21 protein-coding genes are annotated in these 18,636 nt (G+C 39.9%); 5 read left to right on the top strand and 16 right to left on the bottom strand.

All coding sequences use genetic code 11. The annotated features are described in order from the left end of the window. Positions 1 to 3: 3 nt before the first annotated feature. Genes MTT29_RS04810 through gatC form a run of 7 tightly spaced genes read right to left on the bottom strand, consistent with a single transcriptional unit; the run spans position 4 to position 5,804 of the window. A complete protein-coding gene (locus tag MTT29_RS04810) occupies positions 4 to 546 on the bottom strand; it encodes a DUF1882 domain-containing protein (RefSeq protein WP_002941307.1) in 543 nt (180 codons plus the stop codon). Next, a complete protein-coding gene (locus MTT29_RS04805; protein WP_429799924.1) occupies positions 546 to 1,790 on the bottom strand; it encodes a serine hydroxymethyltransferase in 1,245 nt (414 codons plus the stop codon). The genes MTT29_RS04810 and MTT29_RS04805 overlap by 1 nt, the downstream gene beginning before the upstream one ends. Further along, positions 1,787 to 3,295, bottom strand: coding sequence for a lysine--tRNA ligase (lysS, locus tag MTT29_RS04800; RefSeq protein ID WP_231132548.1), 1,509 nt, complete (start codon positions 3,293 to 3,295; stop codon positions 1,787 to 1,789). Before lysS ends, MTT29_RS04805 begins: the two co-directional genes overlap by 4 nt. A 4-nt stretch (positions 3,296 to 3,299) precedes the next feature. Beyond that, positions 3,300 to 3,767 (bottom strand): Fur family transcriptional regulator, encoded by a 468-nt coding sequence (locus MTT29_RS04795; protein ID WP_002941362.1) that lies wholly within the window; start codon positions 3,765 to 3,767, stop codon positions 3,300 to 3,302. Between the two features lies 1 nt (position 3,768). Continuing rightward, positions 3,769 to 4,380 carry a CvpA family protein gene (locus MTT29_RS04790; RefSeq protein WP_429800457.1) on the bottom strand — a complete coding sequence of 204 codons (612 nt, stop codon included), beginning with the start codon at positions 4,378 to 4,380 and terminating at the stop codon, positions 3,769 to 3,771. After that, positions 4,380 to 5,513 carry a type IV pilus twitching motility protein PilT gene (locus tag MTT29_RS04785; RefSeq protein WP_021085269.1) on the bottom strand — a complete coding sequence of 378 codons (1,134 nt, stop codon included), beginning with the start codon at positions 5,511 to 5,513 and terminating at the stop codon, positions 4,380 to 4,382. Before MTT29_RS04785 ends, MTT29_RS04790 begins: the two co-directional genes overlap by 1 nt. Before the next feature lie 3 nt (positions 5,514 to 5,516). Next, a complete protein-coding gene (gatC, locus tag MTT29_RS04780) occupies positions 5,517 to 5,804 on the bottom strand; it encodes an Asp-tRNA(Asn)/Glu-tRNA(Gln) amidotransferase subunit GatC (protein WP_021085025.1) in 288 nt (95 codons plus the stop codon). A gap of 124 nt (positions 5,805 to 5,928) precedes the next feature. On the opposite strand from gatC, the gene MTT29_RS04775 reads away from it, so the two are divergent. Genes MTT29_RS04775 through hisG form a run of 5 tightly spaced genes read left to right on the top strand, consistent with a single transcriptional unit; the run spans position 5,929 to position 9,055 of the window. After that, complete coding sequence (locus MTT29_RS04775; protein WP_103618072.1) at positions 5,929 to 6,492, top strand: hypothetical protein; 564 nt, start codon at positions 5,929 to 5,931, stop codon at positions 6,490 to 6,492. Continuing rightward, positions 6,492 to 7,499: an L-seryl-tRNA selenium transferase gene (locus MTT29_RS04770; RefSeq protein ID WP_107856617.1), complete on the top strand. Its 1,008-nt coding sequence runs from the start codon at positions 6,492 to 6,494 to the stop codon at positions 7,497 to 7,499. Before MTT29_RS04775 ends, MTT29_RS04770 begins: the two co-directional genes overlap by 1 nt. After that, positions 7,496 to 7,828, top strand: coding sequence for a hypothetical protein (locus tag MTT29_RS04765; RefSeq protein WP_103631045.1), 333 nt, complete (start codon positions 7,496 to 7,498; stop codon positions 7,826 to 7,828). The genes MTT29_RS04770 and MTT29_RS04765 overlap by 4 nt, the downstream gene beginning before the upstream one ends. Next, complete coding sequence (locus MTT29_RS04760) at positions 7,815 to 8,444, top strand: type III pantothenate kinase (RefSeq protein WP_429799923.1); 630 nt, start codon at positions 7,815 to 7,817, stop codon at positions 8,442 to 8,444. Before MTT29_RS04765 ends, MTT29_RS04760 begins: the two co-directional genes overlap by 14 nt. Next, on the top strand, positions 8,441 to 9,055 hold the full coding sequence (hisG, locus tag MTT29_RS04755; RefSeq protein WP_012140323.1) for an ATP phosphoribosyltransferase: 615 nt from the start codon (positions 8,441 to 8,443) through the stop codon (positions 9,053 to 9,055). The genes MTT29_RS04760 and hisG overlap by 4 nt, the downstream gene beginning before the upstream one ends. A 660-nt stretch (positions 9,056 to 9,715) precedes the next feature. Here hisG and MTT29_RS04750 read toward each other — a convergent pair. From MTT29_RS04750 to tupC, 9 genes are all read right to left on the bottom strand, one after another. Continuing rightward, positions 9,716 to 11,041, bottom strand: coding sequence for an aminotransferase class V-fold PLP-dependent enzyme (locus tag MTT29_RS04750; protein WP_429799922.1), 1,326 nt, complete (start codon positions 11,039 to 11,041; stop codon positions 9,716 to 9,718). A gap of 87 nt (positions 11,042 to 11,128) precedes the next feature. Continuing rightward, a complete protein-coding gene (locus MTT29_RS04745; RefSeq protein ID WP_002941192.1) occupies positions 11,129 to 11,317 on the bottom strand; it encodes a hypothetical protein in 189 nt (62 codons plus the stop codon). 25 nt (positions 11,318 to 11,342) lie between these two features. After that, positions 11,343 to 12,086 (bottom strand): winged helix-turn-helix domain-containing protein, encoded by a 744-nt coding sequence (locus MTT29_RS04740; protein WP_009294802.1) that lies wholly within the window; start codon positions 12,084 to 12,086, stop codon positions 11,343 to 11,345. Continuing rightward, complete coding sequence (gene fdhD / locus MTT29_RS04735; RefSeq protein WP_429799921.1) at positions 12,079 to 12,861, bottom strand: formate dehydrogenase accessory sulfurtransferase FdhD; 783 nt, start codon at positions 12,859 to 12,861, stop codon at positions 12,079 to 12,081. The genes MTT29_RS04740 and fdhD overlap by 8 nt, the downstream gene beginning before the upstream one ends. A gap of 219 nt (positions 12,862 to 13,080) precedes the next feature. Next, on the bottom strand, positions 13,081 to 13,722 hold the full coding sequence (gene fdh3B / locus MTT29_RS04730; RefSeq protein WP_107914773.1) for a formate dehydrogenase FDH3 subunit beta: 642 nt from the start codon (positions 13,720 to 13,722) through the stop codon (positions 13,081 to 13,083). Position 13,723: 1 nt separating this feature from the next. Continuing rightward, positions 13,724 to 16,546, bottom strand: a complete 2,823-nt coding sequence (locus MTT29_RS04725; protein ID WP_429799920.1) for a formate dehydrogenase subunit alpha — start codon at positions 16,544 to 16,546, stop codon at positions 13,724 to 13,726. 30 nt (positions 16,547 to 16,576) lie between these two features. Beyond that, positions 16,577 to 16,750, bottom strand: a complete 174-nt coding sequence (locus tag MTT29_RS04720; protein ID WP_103571853.1) for a twin-arginine translocation signal domain-containing protein — start codon at positions 16,748 to 16,750, stop codon at positions 16,577 to 16,579. Then, positions 16,740 to 17,435, bottom strand: coding sequence for a TorD/DmsD family molecular chaperone (locus MTT29_RS04715; protein ID WP_429799919.1), 696 nt, complete (start codon positions 17,433 to 17,435; stop codon positions 16,740 to 16,742). Before MTT29_RS04715 ends, MTT29_RS04720 begins: the two co-directional genes overlap by 11 nt. A 245-nt stretch (positions 17,436 to 17,680) precedes the next feature. Continuing rightward, positions 17,681 to 18,634, bottom strand: coding sequence for a tungstate ABC transporter ATP-binding protein TupC (gene tupC, locus MTT29_RS04710; RefSeq protein WP_429799918.1), 954 nt, complete (start codon positions 18,632 to 18,634; stop codon positions 17,681 to 17,683). Positions 18,635 to 18,636: the final 2 nt, after the last annotated feature.

Below are 18,636 nucleotides of genomic sequence, written 5' to 3'. Positions count from 1 at the left end.
TCCTTACATATATTTTGACCAACTTGCCCCACGCTCTTTTTGATAGAGGTTATATGGCAAAGTTAGGATGTTAAATTCTTTTGGCATATCTTGATTAGGAAACATTCTCCACTCTTTGGCTAACTTTTGTGAGAGCTTTGCACTTAGCATATTTGCAAGTGTGCAAGCTTCATTTAGCGTAGTGTGACCTTTATGCACATAAAGGTGCAAATGTCCCGGCGTCTTGGTCTCGTAGGCTGTGAAATTTATAAAGCCTTCTTCTCTTAAAAGAAGCTGAGCTCTATGCCAAAACCTATCTGGAGTTCTGCCGTTGTAGTCAAAGACTATATTTTCGACCTTATCACTTGCATTGATTAGCGAGTGGGCGATTATAGCTTTGCCCTCCTCATGCTCTTTCATGACACTATAAGTTAGTGGTTCGTTGATCTTTTCAAATTTATCAAAGAAAATTTTACCCTTGTACTCTATCTTATTGACGATCGTGTCACGTTTGATGTAGTAGTGGGTCGTTATTATCTTTATAAGAGATGTATCAATACTTTGCATCAAAATGTCGCTTTATCGTAGATTATAAATTTATGAGCAAGCTCAACTAGTTCAGCTTTTGTCTTCTCTTGTAAAGATGCATTGTTGATGTCGCTTAGCACGTCAGCGATCTTGTTTGCTATTAGCTCAAACTCAGCCTCTTTCATACCACGAGCTGTAAGGGCTGGGCTGCCTACACGTATGCCGCTTGTGATAAACGGACTTCTTGTCTCACCTGGGACTGTGTTTTTATTTACAGTTATGCCAGCATTTCCAAGAGCGATGTCTGCGTCTTTTCCGCTAAATTCGCGGTTTAGAAAGCTCATTAGGATTAGGTGGTTATCAGTGCCGCCACTTACTAGATCAAAGCCTCTGCCTATTAGCACTTCGCCAAGTTTTTTAGCATTTGCTTTTACTTGTTTAGCGTAAATTTTCCACTCAGGGCTAAGGTTGTGCTTAAAGCCAACTGCCTTTGCGGCGATGACATGAACTAGTGGACCGCCTTGGATGCCTGGGAATATAGAAGAGTTTATCTTTTTAGCATACTCTTCGTTGTTTGTCATGATGATGCCGCCTCTTGGGCCTCTTAGAGTTTTATGCGTAGTTGAGCTTACGACGTCGCAGTATGGGAAAGGATTTTGATGCTCGCCAGCTACGACTAGGCCAGCGATGTGCGCTACGTCTGCAAAGAGTATCGCGCCAACAGCGTCAGCTATCTCTCTAAATTTCTTAAATTCAATCTCTCTTGTGTATGCGCTAGCGCCACAAACGATCATTTTTGGTTTTACTATCTTTGCGATATCCATAACTCTATCGTAGTTTATGCGACCATCAAGCTCGACGCCGTAGAAAAAGCTCTCATACATCTTGCCAGAGCTGCTTACCTTTGCGCCGTGAGTTAGGTGTCCGCCGTGACTTAGATCCATGCCTAAAATTTTATCGCCTGGATTAAGCAAAGCACCATAAACGCCTTGGTTTGCCTGAGAGCCTGAGTTTGGTTGAACGTTTGCAAATTCACATCCAAAGAGCTCTTTACATCTATCGATCGCGATTTGCTCGATCTCATCGACAAATTCACAACCACCATAGTATCTCTTGCCAGGGTAGCCTTCAGCGTATTTGTTTGTTAGGATTGAGCCCATCACCTCCATAACATCTGGATAAGTGAAATTTTCACTAGCGATCATTTCTAGATGGTCGCACTGGCGTTTTAGCTCTAAATTTACTAGGTCAAAAATTTCTTTATCGTAGCTTTGCAAACTCATTTTTCATTCTCCTTTATCTCAGTTTTTAGTGGTCTCATCGCTGGGAAGAGAACAACGTCGCGAATTGATTTTTTATCTGTTAGAAGCATCACAAGTCTATCTATGCCTATGCCTTCGCCTGCAACTGGTGGCATGCCGTATCCTAGGGCTTTTACATAGTCTTCATCCATCTCATGTGCCTCGTCATCGCCTGCGTTTTTAGCGTCGATCTGCGCTTTAAAGCGGTTGTATTGATCGATTGGATCATTTAGCTCGTTAAAGCCATTTGCTAGCTCGCGACCAGCGATAAATAGCTCAAATCTCTCTGCCACATCAGGATTTGTGTCGCTTCTTCTTGAAAGTGGGCTAATTGATATCGGATAGTCGATGACAAAAGTTGGGTGGATGAGCTTGCTCTCTACGTAGTTGTCAAAGAGTTCAGCCTGCAAGTGGCCAAGGTCAAGCTTCTCGTTTGCTTCAAAGCCATCAGCTCTTAGTTTTGCTAAAATTTTTGCCTTATCGCTTACGATATCTTCAGCAAGTCCGCCGATCTCAACTAAGGCTTTTTTATAGCTTATGCGTTTAAATGGCTTGCTAAAATCAATCTCCATGCCATCAAAATTTATCACTTTCTCCATGCCAAGTTTTTCTAAAATGACATTAAATAGATCCTCTGTGATGCCCATTAGATCGTGGTAGTTGTGATATGCCCAGTAAAACTCTATACTTGTAAATTCAGGGTTATGGGTTAGATCCATACCCTCGTTTCTGAAGTTTCTATTCATCTCATAAACAGCTTCAAAACCACCAACTACAAGGCGTTTTAGATATAGCTCAGGAGCGATCCTTAGGTATCTCTCAACTCCAAGAGCGTTGTGAAATGTCACAAATGGCTTAGCATTTGCGCCGCCAGCTATTGGGTGAAGCATCGGAGTTTCAACCTCTAAAAAGCCCTTTTCTTCAAAAAATCTTCTAATCGTGCTTATAATCACCGAGCGCTTTTTAAAATCAGCCCTAACTTCAGGGTTCATTATCATATCAAGGTATCTTTGGCGATATCTTGTCTCAACATCAACTAGCCCATGGTACTTCTCTGGAAGCGGACTAATTGATTTTGTAGCTAAGCTAAGCTCATTTACGTGCATTGAAAATTCGCCAGTTCTTGTTATAAAAGCGTAGCCTCTAACATAGACGATGTCGCCTATTTCTACATATTTTTTAACGATTTTAAACCACTCTGGATCAAGCGTCTTGTTGCTAAAATAAATTTGTAAATTTCCATTTTCGTCTTCGATGTTTGCAAAGACCGCTTTACCAGCGTCACGGATCAGCTTTATCCTGCCTGCAAGGCCTACTAGCTGCCCCTCTGCTTTTTTCTCTTCTGTATCTTTTATATAGTTAAATTTAAGTCTAAATTTAGAGATATTCATATCTCTTCTAAGAAAATGTGGATATGGATTTATGCCTAAATTTCTAAGCTCATCTATGCTTTCTAATCTTTGAATTTCATGTTGGTTGTCAAATATCACCTTACTTTCCCTTTATATTATTTTTTGAACATTTTTCGCAAATTCCATAAAGCTGCATCATGTGGCCAGTTAGTTTAAAGCCATGCTCTTTTGCAATGCTTATTTGCCTTTTTTCTATCATAGGATCTTCAAATTCTATGATAAGACCGCATTTTCTGCATATCATGTGGTCGTGGTGTGGCTTTGTGGCAAGCTCAAATTTCTTGCCTTGCGAACCAAAGCTGATAGATGTTACCATCTCTGATTCTTCTAGTAAATTTAGTGTTCTATAAACGGTTGCGATGCCGATATTTAGCTCAGGGTAAGTCTCTTTTATAAAAAGATATAGCCTCTCTGGCGTAAAGTGCTCGTCGTTGTTGTAAAGCGTTTTTAGTAAAATTTCACGTTGTTTTGTGTACTTTAAGCCGTTGTCGCGAAGTACCCTTTTAAATTTCTCAAGTAACGCATCGTATTCTAAATTTTCTATCATCTCACTCCCCTTTGGTGACGTTTGTGTCGGTGTTTGTGCTCGCATTTGCATCCATTGATATAAATGCATCAGTTTTGTTTGTATCCTTTGGTCTTGTTACCATTTCATCTAGTTCATTTTTGATATTTTTCATATCGACGTTTGTTATCCACCTGCCAGTTTCAAGTAGGAGCGGATAGACCTTGCTATTTGTAAAGTATGGCTCGATCATTTTGTTTAGCGAAGTGCCTGACATCACGGCAACGACTGCTGAAAATGTGAGGAAAATTTTGCCACTTCCCATAACAAATCCACCAAGTCTGTCTAAAAAGCCAAGTCCGCTTACTAAAACAATCTTTGATAAAAATTTACCAACCAGCAGACAAACCAGCCAAAAAACTAGCCAAAGTCCGATAAATGCGACAAATTGTAAAAATGAAGGATTTTCAAATTTATATATATTTTTACTTATAAAACCCTCAGCCACATCTGAAAACCTGCTAGCAACAACTAAACCTCCGATAAGTCCGATGAGCCCAAAAGTCTCTTTTATGAGGCCATTTATTATGCCCTTTACGCCCAGCATCAAAACAAGGGCGATAATGATAATGTCAAACCAAGTTACTAAATCCATCATACAGTTCCTATTAAATTTTGAAGTTCTTGCTGGCTAGTTGAGTATGCTAGCGCGTTTTCTTTTGTAATCATGCCCTCTTTTAGCGCTTTCATCAGGGCTTGAGTCTGCGTGCTCATGCCGGTTTGTTGCTGATTTAGCTGCATTTGAGAGTAAATTTGATGCACTTTGTTTTCGCGTATCAAGTTTGATATCGCCATGTTGTTTATCAAAATTTCATGTACAGCGCACCTTCCGCCGCCTATTTTTGGTATCAGACTTTGTGAGATGACGGCAGTTAGCGAAACGCTAAGCATGTTTCTTACTTGAAGCTGCTCACTTCCATCGAAGCTATCAACGATCCTATTTATAGTTTGTATGGCCGAGTTTGTGTGAAGAGTGCCAAAGACTAGGTGTCCAGTCTCAGCCGCTGTAATAGCCGTAGAGATCGTCTCTCTATCCCTCATCTCGCCCACAAGTATGATATCAGGGTCCTCGCGAAGTGCAAATTTTAGCGCTTTTGAGTAAGAGTGCGTGTCGGTGCCTATGTTTCTATGTGAAAATAGGGCTTTTTTGTTGTTATGCACAAACTCAACTGGGTCCTCAACGGTAATGATGTGCTTTCTATAATTTAAATTTATCTCATTAAGCATTGCAGCAAGCGTTGTTGATTTACCACTACCCGTTGGTCCAGTAACTAGGATAAGGCCCTTTTCACGTTTGATGATATATTTAAAAATTTGTGGTGCATTTAGATCATCAAGCGAAGGTATATCGATAGGTATGATACGAAAAGCTGCGGCTAGATCGCCATTCATCGTGTAGTAGTAGTTGCCACGAAAGCGGCCGATATTTGGAAGCTCTATGGCAAAGTCTAGCTCTTTATTGTTTTCAAGCTCGCTTTTTTGGGCGTCTGTGATAAGCGCGTAGCATAAATTTTCTATATCTTTGCCGCTTAGTACGCCAAATTCAAGTGGCCTTAAAGTACCATCTATCCTTATTTGAGGCTCAGACCTTGAGACTAGGTGGAGGTCACTGGCTTTATTAAAAACAACGGTTTTTAGAAGCGTTTGGATGTCACCAGAGAGATTGCTCTCTGATGCTTTGGCTTGAGCGTCCGAGCTTTGCGCTCTTAGTTGTTCTATTAGATCCATATTTTACTCTATGATCTTTGGCACGGCAAAAAAGTGTCCTTCGCGTGAAGGGGCGTGCTTTAAAATTTCATCGACAACGTCACTTAAATGTGGTTCATCTTCTCTTAATGGAGTGCCGCCTTTTATAGAGCTAACTACGGCCTCATCGCTGCTTAGATCAAGCTCGTTTAAAACATCGACAAAAGATACGATTTCACTTAATTGCTTCTTGATCTCTTCTCTTTTTTCATCATTAATTTGTAATGCTGAGAGTTTTTCTAATTTATTTAAGAGAGTGTCGTCTATTTGCATTATTAAGCAACCTTTTAATTGATTTTGAGGCATTATATCACATTCAAGCTTTAATTTTGGGCTACTTTTAATTTAATTATGCTAAAATCTGCGAATTAAAATTTTTTAAAAGCAAGGAAAAACGTTGGCTATAAAAGAAGACTTAACCGAGATAAAAAAAGAGATCGACGCCCAAGAGCAGTTTCTTGAGAGTATGATTAAGGGAGAGCGTTTTTTTAGGAAATACAAAACTTTGCTGATCGTGCTATGCGTGGCAGCTATCGTCGCACTCATTGGATTTTACGCTAGTAAGGTTTTAAACGACAACAGAGTCGAAGAGGCAAATTTAGCCTATTCAAAGCTTATTTTAAATCCAAATGACGCAAACGCTTTAAATGTTTTAAAGGAGAAAGAGCCAAGCATGTATGCGCTTTTCTCACTTGGTCAAATGCTCGATAAAAACGATACAAAAGGCATTAGTGAGCTTGCAAATTTAAAAGTAAATCCGATCGTAAAAGATATCATTCTTTCACAAACTGGCGATGCAAATACTCAAATTTTAAGCGAATACAACGCACTTTTAAAAGGTTTTGAGCTTTTAAAACAAAATAAAATCAAAGAGGCAAATGTGGAATTTGACAAGATCGCACTTGACTCACAACTACAAACTTTAGTTAAAAATCTAAAACACTATCAGGGAATAAAATAATGAAAAAACTTACACTATTCTTGGCATTTGCCTTGGCTTTAGTTCTAAGCGGATGCGGCACAAAAAGACAATATTTTGAGCCTGCGCAAACTTCTGGTGAGATATCTTTGTCAAAAGATCTTCCTTCTTACATCAAATCAGCAAATGCAAACGGCGCAACGCTAGATAATGGCAACATCATCACTAAAAATGGGCTAAATAAAAGCGTTATCTTGCCTGAAAATTTCAACTTCTTAAATGAAAACAACGGCTTTGTTATCTCAGCTAGCATAAATGGCGATCTAAACGTTACTGATCCTAGCGGTCACAGCGTTTATAGCGGTAAATTTCCAACTGCGATCGTAGCAGCCTCACTTGATCAAAACCAACTTGCGGCCATCAGCGCATCAAACCACATCTATCTAATCGACATCAACACAGCTACGACACTAATGGAGTATAGCTCATCTGACATCGCTGCGGTTGATTCAAGAGTTGTAGCACCTTACTTCATGAGCTCACTCATCGTCTATCCAGCACTAGATGGCAAAATTTACATCGTGCAAAAAGATACTGGTAGAATTTTACGCGACGTTGTCGTAAGCTCTGAAAATTTCTTTAATAACATCATATTTTTAGGCGTTGAGGGCGATAACCTAATCGCAGCAACAGCTAAAAAACTAATCGTCATCAACCCAAGTCAGACAGTCTATTATGACGGCGAGATCAAAGATGTGCTAGTTCATAACGATGAAATTTACATCTTTAAAAAAGATGGCACGATAGTAAGAACAGACCTCATGCTAAAAGAGCAAAATAAGGTAAATTTCAAATTTGCTATCTTCTCAGCGGCCACTATCATCAACAATAAGCTCTATGTCATCGAAAAAACAGGTTATGTTATAAAGACAAATTTAGACCTTAGCGGAGCTGAAATTTACGAGTTTAGCGACGAGATAAAAGATAAAAGCTTCATGGGAAATGGCGCATTTTACTACGATAACGAGTATGTTAATCTAGGGCAATGAACCAAAAAATTTGGGAGCTTTTCGAAGCTAAAAAGATCTTGCTAAGGGATCTAAAAAGGCTTGATCTTAGCGAATTTACCAAGAAACGCTCGCTTGAGGCGTTTTTTGGTGTCGATACAAAAAATTTCTACGAGATCGTTTTTTTAAGAAATGCAAAGAGCAGGCTTTTACTTAAAGAAGCCGGCGAGATAAATGAAATTTGCACTAAATTTGAGGAGAAATTTCAAACCAAGATCAAAAAACGTGTGATCTTTTACAACTCTCAAATTTGCTCAAAGTCCCTAAACTACTTCAAAGAGCAAGGCTGGAGCTGTTATGATTTTGTGTGATATAGGTAATACCAACGCCTCTTTTTTGCAAAATGGCAAGATCACACACATAAAAGTTAGCGAATTTAAAAACTACAAGCCAGATGAAAAGGTCTATTTTATCTGTGTAAATGAAGAAATTTTACGCATGATAGATAAGGACGAAATGTTTGTAAATTTAGAGTCTTACTTTGAGATAGACACGATCTATCAGGGGCTTGGAGTAGATAGAAAAGCAGGTTGTTATATGATAAATGATGGCGTTATAGTAGATGCTGGAAGTGCTATCACCGTTGATATAATGGCAAACTCACTTCATCTTGGCGGTTACATTTTGCCTGGCATAGCAACTATGCTAAGTGCCTATAAAAGCATCTCACCACGCCTTGATGTGACGCTAAATTCGCAAATTGACATCGATGCATTACCTCAAAAGACGAGCGACGCTGTGAGTTATGGCATCATAAAGCCCATTATCACGCTTATTTCAAAGCTAGCAGGCAGCAAAAAAGTCTATTTTACTGGCGGAGATGGTGACTTTTTATCTAAATTTTTTAAAAATGCCATTTGCGACAAGATGCTGATCTTTCGCGCCATGCAAAAAATAATCGATGAGAAAAAGGAAATTTTAAAATGATAACAGTAGCCTTGCCAAAGGGCAGGATCGCAGAAGATACACTTGAAATTTTTAGAAAAATTTTTGGCTCTAGCTTTATGTTTGAGGATAGAAAGCTTATCCTTGAAGAGGGAAATTTTAGATTTTTAATGGTTCGTAACCAAGACATACCAACATACGTCACAGAAGGCGCTGCAGATATCGGCGTGGTCGGCCTTGATGTGCTTGAAGAGCATAAGCCAAATGTGGTGAGGCTACTTGATCTGCAAATAGGTAAGTGCAAGGTCTGTATAGGCATAAAAAACGAAGAGGAGCTTGATTTTTCAAGGTCTGAGCTAAAGATCGCTACAAAAATGCCAAATATCACGAGAAACTATTTTGCCAAGCTTGCTGTTGGCGTGAAGATCATCAAGCTTTATGGCTCGATCGAGCTAGCACCGCTTGTTGGGCTAAGTGACGCGATCGTCGATGTGGTAGAGACTGGCTCAACCATGAAGCAAAATGGGCTAAAAGTGGCTGGTGATATTATGCAAAGCTCAGCCTATCTGATCGCAAATAAAAATAGCTTTATCATCAAAAAAGATGAAATTTTGGAGCTTTATCAAAAGATAAAAGATGAAATTTCAAAGTAAAATTTGAAATTTCGGCTTTTAAATTTAAAAATTATTAAATTTATGCCACTAGCTTTATCCAAATTTTAAAAGCTTTGCCACTAAAATTTAAGCTAAGTAAGATAGGGTAAAAGCCGTAGCCGCCACTAAATTTAAAAGTTAAATTTGAATGTATTTTGTTGGGTGCAAATATGTTTTTCGGTTAGGTTTATGAGCTGGCATGATCAATTTTATTTCAAAACCAAATTTGATATAGGTAGAGCCAGTTTAAATTTGAAAAACAGAGCTAGCTTTACAGAGGCTGTTCAAAAAACAAAATGCTTAAATTTTAAATCTATTTTTAAAAGACTTTGCTATTAAAATTTAGGCAAATCAAAAGTTGTATCCACAGCTAAATTTATAAGTTAAATTTAAAAGGGGAAGCAGATATGCTTTGCTTTGCGGTTAGGTTTCTGGGTTGCTATGATAAATTTTAAATTTTTATTTCAGACCGACTAAATTTGATATACATAAAGCCTGCTTAAATTTAAAAAACATAGCTAATTCTACAGAAGCTATTTGAAAGCAAAGCGTTTAAAATTTCAATGTGATTATGATATTAGCTAGTTGTATCTGTGCTGGTATTTAAAAATAAATCGCTTAATCTCCAAAACATATTAAATTTAACTAAAAAAATTTAGCCTAAATTTTCCTGCCAAACATCTCATACATCGCCTTTTCCTCGCCCCAAAGCTCACGGTGCTTTTTGATAGATGATTTGATAGCGTTTATGAGATAGAGCACATCCTCTTTTGTGTGCGTGTAGTGCATGCTCACTCTTACAAAACCTGGCTTTTTCTCTAAGATCTTATTTTCTTTAAGTCCCAGCAGATCAAAAGCGTAAGGTCCAGCGCACATCACGCCAGCGCGGCTTTGTATGCCGTAGTTGTTGCTAAGTGTTGCGGCAAAGTCATAAGGCGAAATATCACGGACATTAAATGAAAAAATAGGCAGTTTTTCTGCATTTTTAGAGCCATAAATGGTGATATCTTCGATGCTGCTAAGCTCTTTTTCAAAGAAATTTGCCAGTTCATTTTCGCAAGCTTTGATGTTTTCCACCCCGACACTTGCTTGCAGGCTATAAGCTAGGCTTGCTCGCACCAGCCCCAAGATAGATGGCGTGCCAGCCTCCTCAAGCTGCTCGGCATTTTTTATAAAAAGGTGTTTTGAAGGCGTCGCAAGTGCGATGGTGCCGCCACCTGCAAAGCTTGGTATATCGCTTGTATAAAGCTCTTTTTTGATCGCTAAAAGTCCACAACTACCAACTCCGCCAAGTAGTTTGTGAGGCGAGAAAAAGGCTGCGTCAAAGTACGCAGCGTCTAAAATTTCATGCGAGCTGGTCGCTGCGCAGTCAAATGCCACCACTCCGCCAAATTTCTTAACGAGCGAGTAAATTCTCTTGTAGTCGGTTTTCACGCCTGTGACGTTTGAGGCGGCGCTAAAGCAGGCGATGATCTTTCTTTTTGCGTTTAGTTTTAGCGTCCTCTCAAGCATCACGTAGTCTATCTCGCCGTTTTCATCAAGTCCGATGCGCTCGCAGTCGCAAAGTCCCTCGCGAAAGCTGATCTCATTTGAGTGGTGCTCATAGGGCCCCACAAGCACGAGTGGTAAATTTATGCTTCTTAAATTTGCTTCGCCGATCAAGGCTCTTGTTGCTGGCGGCAGATAAATTCCCATTATCTCCTGAAATTTCTTTATCGCAGCCGTTGCGCCTTGACCTGTTGCTATTAGATAAAAGCTATCATCAAGCCCCAAAAGCTCCTTTAGCTCGGCTCTTGCGTTTTCGTAGCGTTTTTGCGTTAGCACGGCGCTTGAGCTGCTGTCTGAGTGAGTGTTTGCGTAGGTTTTTAGAAATTTTGAAATTTCATCTTCGATAGGCGCATAGGCAAGTCCTGAGGCCGTGTAGTCAAAATAGTAAATTCCATCTTTTAAAATGATATTTTTTCTTACTTCATCTATAGTTGGCACGATTTTCCCTTTGGTTAAAAGCGCGATTATAATGAAATTTTGTATAAAGTGAGGTTACAAGCGGGCAGGGCGCCCACTCGCGTCTGTTTATTTGTTTAAGAAGTTTTTCTCTAACCACTCGTTAGCTTTTGCTTCACTCTCAAATCTTTGGCTCTTAGCAACTTGGTTTGCACCCTCGTAAAAACGGATACGAATGCCGTCTTGAACGCTATCAATCTTGATTCTAGTGATCTTATCTTTGTTTAGATAAGTCCTGTCATTTAGTTTTACATACATGTTTTTCTCCTTTTAAAAATTTGGTTTATTTTTTATCGTTTTTCTTCTCGTCTTGTTTTAAAAATAGCTCTTTAAAGCGCTTATTTGCATAGTCTTCGATGTCATTTTGAAGCTGTTTATAGGCGTTTATGAGCTCGTGTGCCCTATCATTTAGCGTAGTGCCAGCGCTATCTCCGCCACCTTGCTTGGTCGTAAAGAGATCTTCTTTTAAATTCTTTTGCAAAATTTGCAGATGCGACCAGCATTTTTTATAGTTCATACCTAAAATTTCAGCTGCCTTTGATATCGAGCCAACCTCGGCTATAACGTCTAAAACCTCGGTTTTGCCCTTGCCAAATATAAGCTCGCCCTCGTCGTTTTCTATCCAAGTCTTCGTCTTTACTCTCATCTTTTTGCCTTTCTTTTCCTTAAAACAGCCTAGCTGACAGTACTTCACGTCAAAGCCGTAGTCTCTAAGCGTCGAGCGCATGGTCTTTAGCCCGCCGTTAGCCGCCGCCATCTCTCTTGCATCTTTGCAAAAAACTCTGCCCTTTTCGTCGCTCACTTCTTTTAGTTTTAGTGACAATGTAAATTTACCGCGGTCTTTATCTAGGGCGCCAAACTGCCCAAGCTCGCAGTTGTCTATCTTGATGCCAAGTCTGGTTGCCTCGTCGCTTACCTCGCCGACTTCTATGCCAAGCTTGTTTGCGATCTTAAAAGCCGTACCACAGTCAAGTTTGCCGCTTTTATTTAGCGTTTGTTTTATCAGCTCTTCTAAATTTTTACTCATAAATTCTCTCTTCACCGCTATAAACGTTGATATTTTCGCCCCTTGCAAAGCCACAAAGCGTCAGCTCAAATTTACGAGCGATCACCACGCCAAGGCTAGTTGGCGCTGTCCTTGAGATAAGCGCTGGGATGCCGTGCATAACGGCCTTTGCGACCATCTCTGAGCTAAGTCTGCCACTCACCATCAAAAATGAATTTGCTAAGTTAGCTCCATCTAAAACAGCCTTGCCAACGGCTTTGTCTATCGTGTTGTGCTGAGCGATATCCTCGCCTATGTAAAATTTATCTTCGCTCACAAAGAGCTTTGCCGTATGCACGCAGCCAGTCATCTCATAAAGCTCGCACTGCGTGTAAAACTCCTTCATTTGATTAAGGATCATATCTTTGTTAAATTTAGCCCCGCTTTTTACGGCTCTTGCCGCCATCGCCTGTGGGTCGATATTTGCCGTTGAGCTTCTGCCACAGCCACTTATTATGACCTTCTCTTCGTCAAACTGCTCTAAGCGTTTTTCATTCACTTTGGCGCTTACATAGACGCTTAGCTCGTCGGTTGAGAGCCTAACTTCTGTTATGTCCTCTGGCTTTGTGATGACGTTTTCGCTGATCAAATAGCCCACAGCAAGCGCCTTTTGATCGGTAGGCGTTGCCATAACGGCACCAAATTTTTTGTCATTTATGTAAATTTCAAGCTTGATCTCACGCACCAAAATATCATCAACATGTGCTTTTTGCTCGCCTTTATATTTGATGATCTGCGTTTTATAAATCGGTTCCATCTTGCTCCTTGAAGTTTTCACAAATGATAGCCCAAAAAGCTAAATTTAATTTTGGATTGTAGTAAAAACTTGCTTAAACAAAGCAAAAAGCTTAAACGCATTTTGATACGAAATAAACGTTATTGTGATTAAAATTTGATATGCAAGATAGGCATATTTCTTAAAGTATAAAATTAGAGAAAATAACAAATTTTATAGGTGCAAAAAGCACCTATAAATTTACGCTTTTAGTTTTAGTCTGTCGCCAGCGTAGTAAGCGATCTTCCAAACAGTAGTTTGTTTTAGGTCTTTTTCGCCATAACCTCTTGCAGTAACTCTGTCATTGTAGATTTTTTCTATCATATCTGACTCGCCAACTAACAAAGCCTTTGTAGAGCACATCGCAGCACAAACTGGCACTTTGCCCTCAGAAATTCTATCTTGTCCATATACTTCGCGTTCTTCTTCACTATTAGTTGGTAGCGGACCGCCTGCACACATGGTGCATTTATCCATTACGCCTCTTGCGCCAAACGCACCATCTTTAGGGAATTGCGGTGCGCCAAATGGGCAAGCATATAAGCAGTATCCACAGCCTATGCAGATATCTTTATCGTGAAGCACGATGCCATCAGCTCTGATGTAGAAACAATCAACTGGGCAAACAAGCGAACAAGGTGCATCTTCGCAGTGCATACATGCGATTGATGTTGAAATTTCTTTGCCAGGCATACCTTCATTTAGTGTGACGACGCGGCGTCTTCTAACGCCGATAGGCAACTCATGAGCTTCATCACATGCTACTGCGCAGCCGTTGCAATCAATGCATCTATCTGTGTCGCAGTAAAATTTAAGTCTATTGTTATCGTTAAATGCGCTCATATTATGCCCTTTCTATGCGGCAAAGACCGCCTTTTGTTTCTGGAATTTGAGTGACTATGTCATATCCGTAGTTTGTTACGGTATTTGCGCTCTCGCCAACTGCAAAAGGTCTTGTTCCCTCAGGGAAATTTCCAGTCATATCAACACCTTGCATATATCCAGCCCAGTGGAATGGTAAGAAGATCATATTAGGCTTGACTGATGGCACGATCCTTGCGCGAACCTTGATCTTAGTACCCTCAGGTGAATGAACCCAAACAAAATCCCAATTTTTAATGCCATGTTTAGCCGCTAGCTCTGGGTGGATGTCAGCAAACATCTCAGGCGTAATGCGTGATAGATACTTACTAGCACGCGTCTCCATACCAGCACCACTGAAATTTACGAGACGAGCTGTAATAAGGTTGATAGGGAATTCTTTTGAGAAGTCCTTACTTTGTTGCAAGCTTTCAAATTTAGTATCAACGCGGTATTGTTTTGCTTTATCTTTAAAGCTTGGATACTTCTTGGCTAGATCTGGTCTTGGTGAGTGGATCGGCTCTCTGTGTTGAGGGATCTGATCAGCAAATGTCCAAACGATAGTTCTAGCACGTGCATTGCCATATGGAGCGATGTTTTTCTCCAAACATTTTGTTGCTATGATATTACTATCATCAGTTGACCAGCTAGCTCCGATCCTTGCTTTTTCATCATCAGTTAGTGTGATGCCTAAAATTTTCTCGATATTGTCTTTTTTGATCTCAGGATATCCGCCATTTATAGATGAACCAACTGGCGCTGAGCCTTCAGCTGCTAGCTGGCTAACACCGTTATGCTCTAAACCAAAGCGGTTTCTAAAGCCCATTCCGCCTTCGCGAACTGATTTGTGTGTATCATAAAGTATTGGGCTACCTGGGTGATTTTCTGTCCAGCATGGCCATGGAAGTCCGTAGTATTCGCCTTCAACAGGAGTGCCTGGCTTGCCAAGAGATGTTACTTCATCAAATTTATCCCAGTTCTCCTGGTGGCGTTTTAAGCGCTCAGGTGTCCAGCCAGTCATACCGATAGTTTTTATAATATTTGCTATCTCGTGAGTAGCAGCTTCTGGCCACTCTATCTTGCCGTCAGCGCCTCTTATAGTGCGAGTTAGCTCGTCATAAAAGCCTATGCGTTTAGCTAGTTCAAATAACAATTCATGATCAGGTATGCTCTCATAAAGTGGTTTGCATACTTGGCTTCTCCATTGACCACTTCTGTTTGTAGCTACGACTGTGCCGCTAGTTTCATACTGAGTTGAAGCAGGTATGATATATACATCATCTTTTTTATTTGTTATAACGGCAGCGTCATTTACAAACGGATCTACACAAACAAGTAACTCAAGTGCATCAAGACCCTCTTGAACCTTTGCTTGTTGTGCAGTAGATGTTATGCCGTTACCTATAACTACAAGAGCTTTTAGGCTATCTCCTGCATTATCGATTGCATCATTGCCATCTTTACCATTAAGCGTACCAGCCCACCAGCGTGCAAGTGAAAATCCTGGCTTAAACATCCACTCAGGCTTGATAAAATTCTTTTGCAACCACTCGAAATCAACCTTCCACATTTTTGCAAAATATTTCCAGCTTCCTTCATTTTTAGGGTAATAACCAGGTAGGTTATCTGGTAAATTTGCCATATCAGTTGCACCTTGAACGTTATCGTGGCCTCTTAGGATGTTACATCCGCCGCCACTTACGCCCATGTTGCCAAGCACTAGTTGCAAGATCGGAGCTATACGAGTGTTTGAGCTACCTATTGTGTGCTGAGTTAGACCCATCGCCCAAACGACTGAGCCAGGGCGGTTTTTGGCATAGACTTCTGTGATCTCTTTAAGAGTTGCAGCTGGGACTCCAGTCACATCTTCAACGACTTCAGGTGTCCATTTTGCAGCCTCTTCACGAATCAGATCCATACCATAAACACGGTCATCAATAAATTTCTTATCCTCCCAGCCATTTTCGAAGATGAGATTCATCATGCCATATACAAAAGGTATATCCGTTCCTGGGCGAATTTGTGCGAAATAATCAGCCTTTGCCGCCGTTCTTGTATATCTTGGATCGATTACTATTAGCTTAGCACCCTTTTCTTTTGCTTTTAAAAAGTGTCTAAAACCAACTGGGTGATTTACCGCTGGGTTTGATCCGATTATAAAAATAGACTTTGCGTTTTGGATATCTCCAAGGTGATTTGTCATAGCTCCATAACCCCAAGTATTCGCCACACCGGCGACTGTAGAGCTGTGTCAAAGACGCGCTTGGTGATCTAGGTTGTTCGTCCCAAACATCGCAACGAATTTGCTTATATAATAGCTTTGCTCGTTGCAGTCTTTTGCTGATCCTAAAAACATTACTTGCTCTGGATTTTTCTCGCGGTAAGCTTTTAGTTTTGCACCGATCTCGTCAAGTGCTTGCGTCATAGAGATGCGTTGCCACTTGCCACCAACTTTTTTCATCGGATATTTTACACGGCAGTGTGAGCGCACCATATCGATAACGTCTGCTCCTTTACAGCAGTGACCACCAGCACTTACTGGGTGATCTTGTGCTACTTCTTGACGCACCCAAACTCCATTTTCTACCTCAGCTAACACTCCACATCCTACAGAGCAAACTGAACAAACAGTTTTTACTATTTTTGAGTCTGGAAATGGGTTTGCCATCTCTTGAGCTGTTGCTTCTCTTGTGACATTGCTTGCTGCAAAGCCGGCCGCTCCACTAGCACCTGCTAATGCAGCCATTTTTAAAAACGATCTACGGCCGATGTTGTTTGGCGTAGCGTTTAATATAGCTTCAGACATTTTCATCCTTTCTTAAATTTCTATCAAATTTTATTTTGCTTGTTTGTAGTAAAGTTCCCAGTTTTTGCTTCTTTTGTAAAGCACTTCGGTCTTTTTACTCTTTCCTGATTTTAAATTTTCATCAGCATTTGCTGCTACAGCACCACTTGCTGCTACAGCGCCAACTAGACCGACTTTTTTTAGAAATTCGCGTCTATTTTGCATATGTACCCTCCGTTCTTAGTTTTCTTATCCTGTTTTTTTCTCTTCTTATGCTTTCAGATCTTGAAAGACCATCGCTCTTTTTGTGGTCTATCTTGACTGGTTTTGGTGAGTTTAGTGCCACGCGCTCAAACGCGATAAATTCGTTTAGCAAAACGGCCACATCCTTGTAAATTTCACTATTTTTATGCTCATATAAATTCTCTATAAACTCATCAATGTTTGGATTTATAATATTTTTAAAAAGCTCATCTTCGCACTCGTCAAATTTGCCGATAAACTCGTTCATAAGCGTAAAGACAAAGCCCACGTTATCTTCATTCTCTTTAAATTTACTTTCATCTCTTCTGATGTTTGTCTTGGCTAAAATTTTACGCACATTAGCGCAAGCATGACCCACTTCATATCCCTCATCATAAAAAGAGAGCGAGTTTCGAAGCGGACTTGGCGGAGTGTGAAAAATGTCATCAAATTCGGTGATCAAATTCTCTGGATTTTTTTCATTAAATTTACTTTTTATATTAGTAGCAGCTTGCGAGACTTCATCGTTTAGGCTATATTCTTCGATGAGATCAAGCATTTTACTAAGGCCATCAAATCTCTTTTCATCTTCACTAAATACGAAGAATTTAGAGAAAGTAGCATAGTAAAGTTTTCTGCCAGCTGCAAATTCCTCTTTTGTGCTCACCTTTTTCCTTAAATAGTTTTTTAACGACACTGAAACTATACAATTAATTGCCTTATTAATGTGGCTTAAAATAAAATAAATTAGAAAAGTTAAAAAAAGCTTAAATATGCCTTAATTGCATATTTAAAAAAGCCATTTTTAGGGAGTTATATAAGATATGATTTTTTAGCATGATTATTAAAATTTAGCTATTTTTTGATATCCATTTTTATTTTTGGACTAAATTTAAAGAGTGGGAGTAAATTTTACTCTAAAGCTAGCATCGAGCCATCTTCAAATTTTAAAAATACTCGCTCGCCAATCTTTGTAATTTCATCATCGTGGCTAAAAATTTTGATCAAAAAGTCGCCAACTTTGACCTTCAAAAGCTTTTCATTGCCCATGTAGAGTGAAGCTGAGTGCAAAATCCCTGAAATTTGACCTTCACCACCTGTTTTAGAAATTTTTATCTTGCTTGGATTGATCGTGATCTTGCTTTTACCTTTAAAATTTGAAGCTAAATTTAGCTTCGCATCATCGCCAAAGCTTAGCACGCCATCCTCTATCTCAAAGATATTTTTGTATTCAAACTCGCAGACTCTGCCTTTGTGCAAAAACACGCACTCGTTTGCTAGCATGCTAAGCCACTTCTCGTCGTGACTTGCGATGACAAAGCCGCAGCCATATTTCTCGTGCATCAAATTTATAGCCTTGCTAAAGAGCTTTGAAGTAGCGATATCAACGCTATTTGTCGGCTCATCAAGCAGATAAAATGGCGCTCTTAAAGAAAGTGCCAAAGCAAATGCGATGCGCTGCGTCTGCCCCGAGCTTAACTCAAAGTGGCGCTTATCTAAAAATTTCTCATCAAGTCCTACAAGTGCCAGAGCTTCGCTAGTTCGCTCATCAAATTCGCTTAGTAAATTTCTACTTTTTAAGATGGCTTTGAAATTTTCTCTCACACTTCTTTTTAAAAGGGCTGGCTCAGGCAATAAAACTGAAATTTTACGCAGCATTTCAAGGCTTGGTTTGCTCTCTCCCCAGAGTGAAATTTCGCCGCTATTTGGGCTTTGCAGGCGTGAGAGCACACGTATGAGCGTGCTTTTGCCGCTGCCGTTGCTACCCATTAGAGCAGTTATTTTTTTAGTATTTATATCAAGGCTTGGGATATTTAGGATCTCGCTTTTGCCGTAGTTTAGGTGTAAATTTCTTATCTTTATCAAAA

Source organism: Campylobacter concisus, from assembly GCF_050447485.1.
GTDB classification, from domain to species: Bacteria; Campylobacterota; Campylobacteria; order Campylobacterales; family Campylobacteraceae; genus Campylobacter_A; species Campylobacter_A concisus_BQ.
Note: the sequence above shows the minus strand (reverse complement) of the source record. Positions and strands in the feature narration are given on the sequence as shown.

Coding starts and splice junctions, on each gene's coding strand:
- MTT29_RS04770 (WP_107856617.1), top strand. CDS start 6,492: ATGAAAAAACTTACACTATTCTTGGCATTTGCCTTGGCTTTAGTTCTA.
- MTT29_RS04745 (WP_002941192.1), bottom strand. CDS start 11,317: ATGTATGTAAAACTAAATGACAGGACTTATCTAAACAAAGATAAGATC.
- hisG (WP_012140323.1), top strand. CDS start 8,441: ATGATAACAGTAGCCTTGCCAAAGGGCAGGATCGCAGAAGATACACTT.
- MTT29_RS04805 (WP_429799924.1), bottom strand. CDS start 1,790: ATGAGTTTGCAAAGCTACGATAAAGAAATTTTTGACCTAGTAAATTTA.
- fdhD (WP_429799921.1), bottom strand. CDS start 12,861: ATGGAACCGATTTATAAAACGCAGATCATCAAATATAAAGGCGAGCAA.
- MTT29_RS04810 (WP_002941307.1), bottom strand. CDS start 546: ATGCAAAGTATTGATACATCTCTTATAAAGATAATAACGACCCACTAC.
- gatC (WP_021085025.1), bottom strand. CDS start 5,804: ATGCAAATAGACGACACTCTCTTAAATAAATTAGAAAAACTCTCAGCA.
- MTT29_RS04720 (WP_103571853.1), bottom strand. CDS start 16,750: ATGCAAAATAGACGCGAATTTCTAAAAAAAGTCGGTCTAGTTGGCGCT.
- MTT29_RS04795 (WP_002941362.1), bottom strand. CDS start 3,767: ATGATAGAAAATTTAGAATACGATGCGTTACTTGAGAAATTTAAAAGG.
- MTT29_RS04765 (WP_103631045.1), top strand. CDS start 7,496: ATGAACCAAAAAATTTGGGAGCTTTTCGAAGCTAAAAAGATCTTGCTA.
- MTT29_RS04760 (WP_429799923.1), top strand. CDS start 7,815: ATGATTTTGTGTGATATAGGTAATACCAACGCCTCTTTTTTGCAAAAT.
- MTT29_RS04740 (WP_009294802.1), bottom strand. CDS start 12,086: ATGAGTAAAAATTTAGAAGAGCTGATAAAACAAACGCTAAATAAAAGC.
- MTT29_RS04785 (WP_021085269.1), bottom strand. CDS start 5,513: ATGGATCTAATAGAACAACTAAGAGCGCAAAGCTCGGACGCTCAAGCC.
- fdh3B (WP_107914773.1), bottom strand. CDS start 13,722: ATGAGCGCATTTAACGATAACAATAGACTTAAATTTTACTGCGACACA.
- MTT29_RS04790 (WP_429800457.1), bottom strand. CDS start 4,380: ATGGATTTAGTAACTTGGTTTGACATTATCATTATCGCCCTTGTTTTG.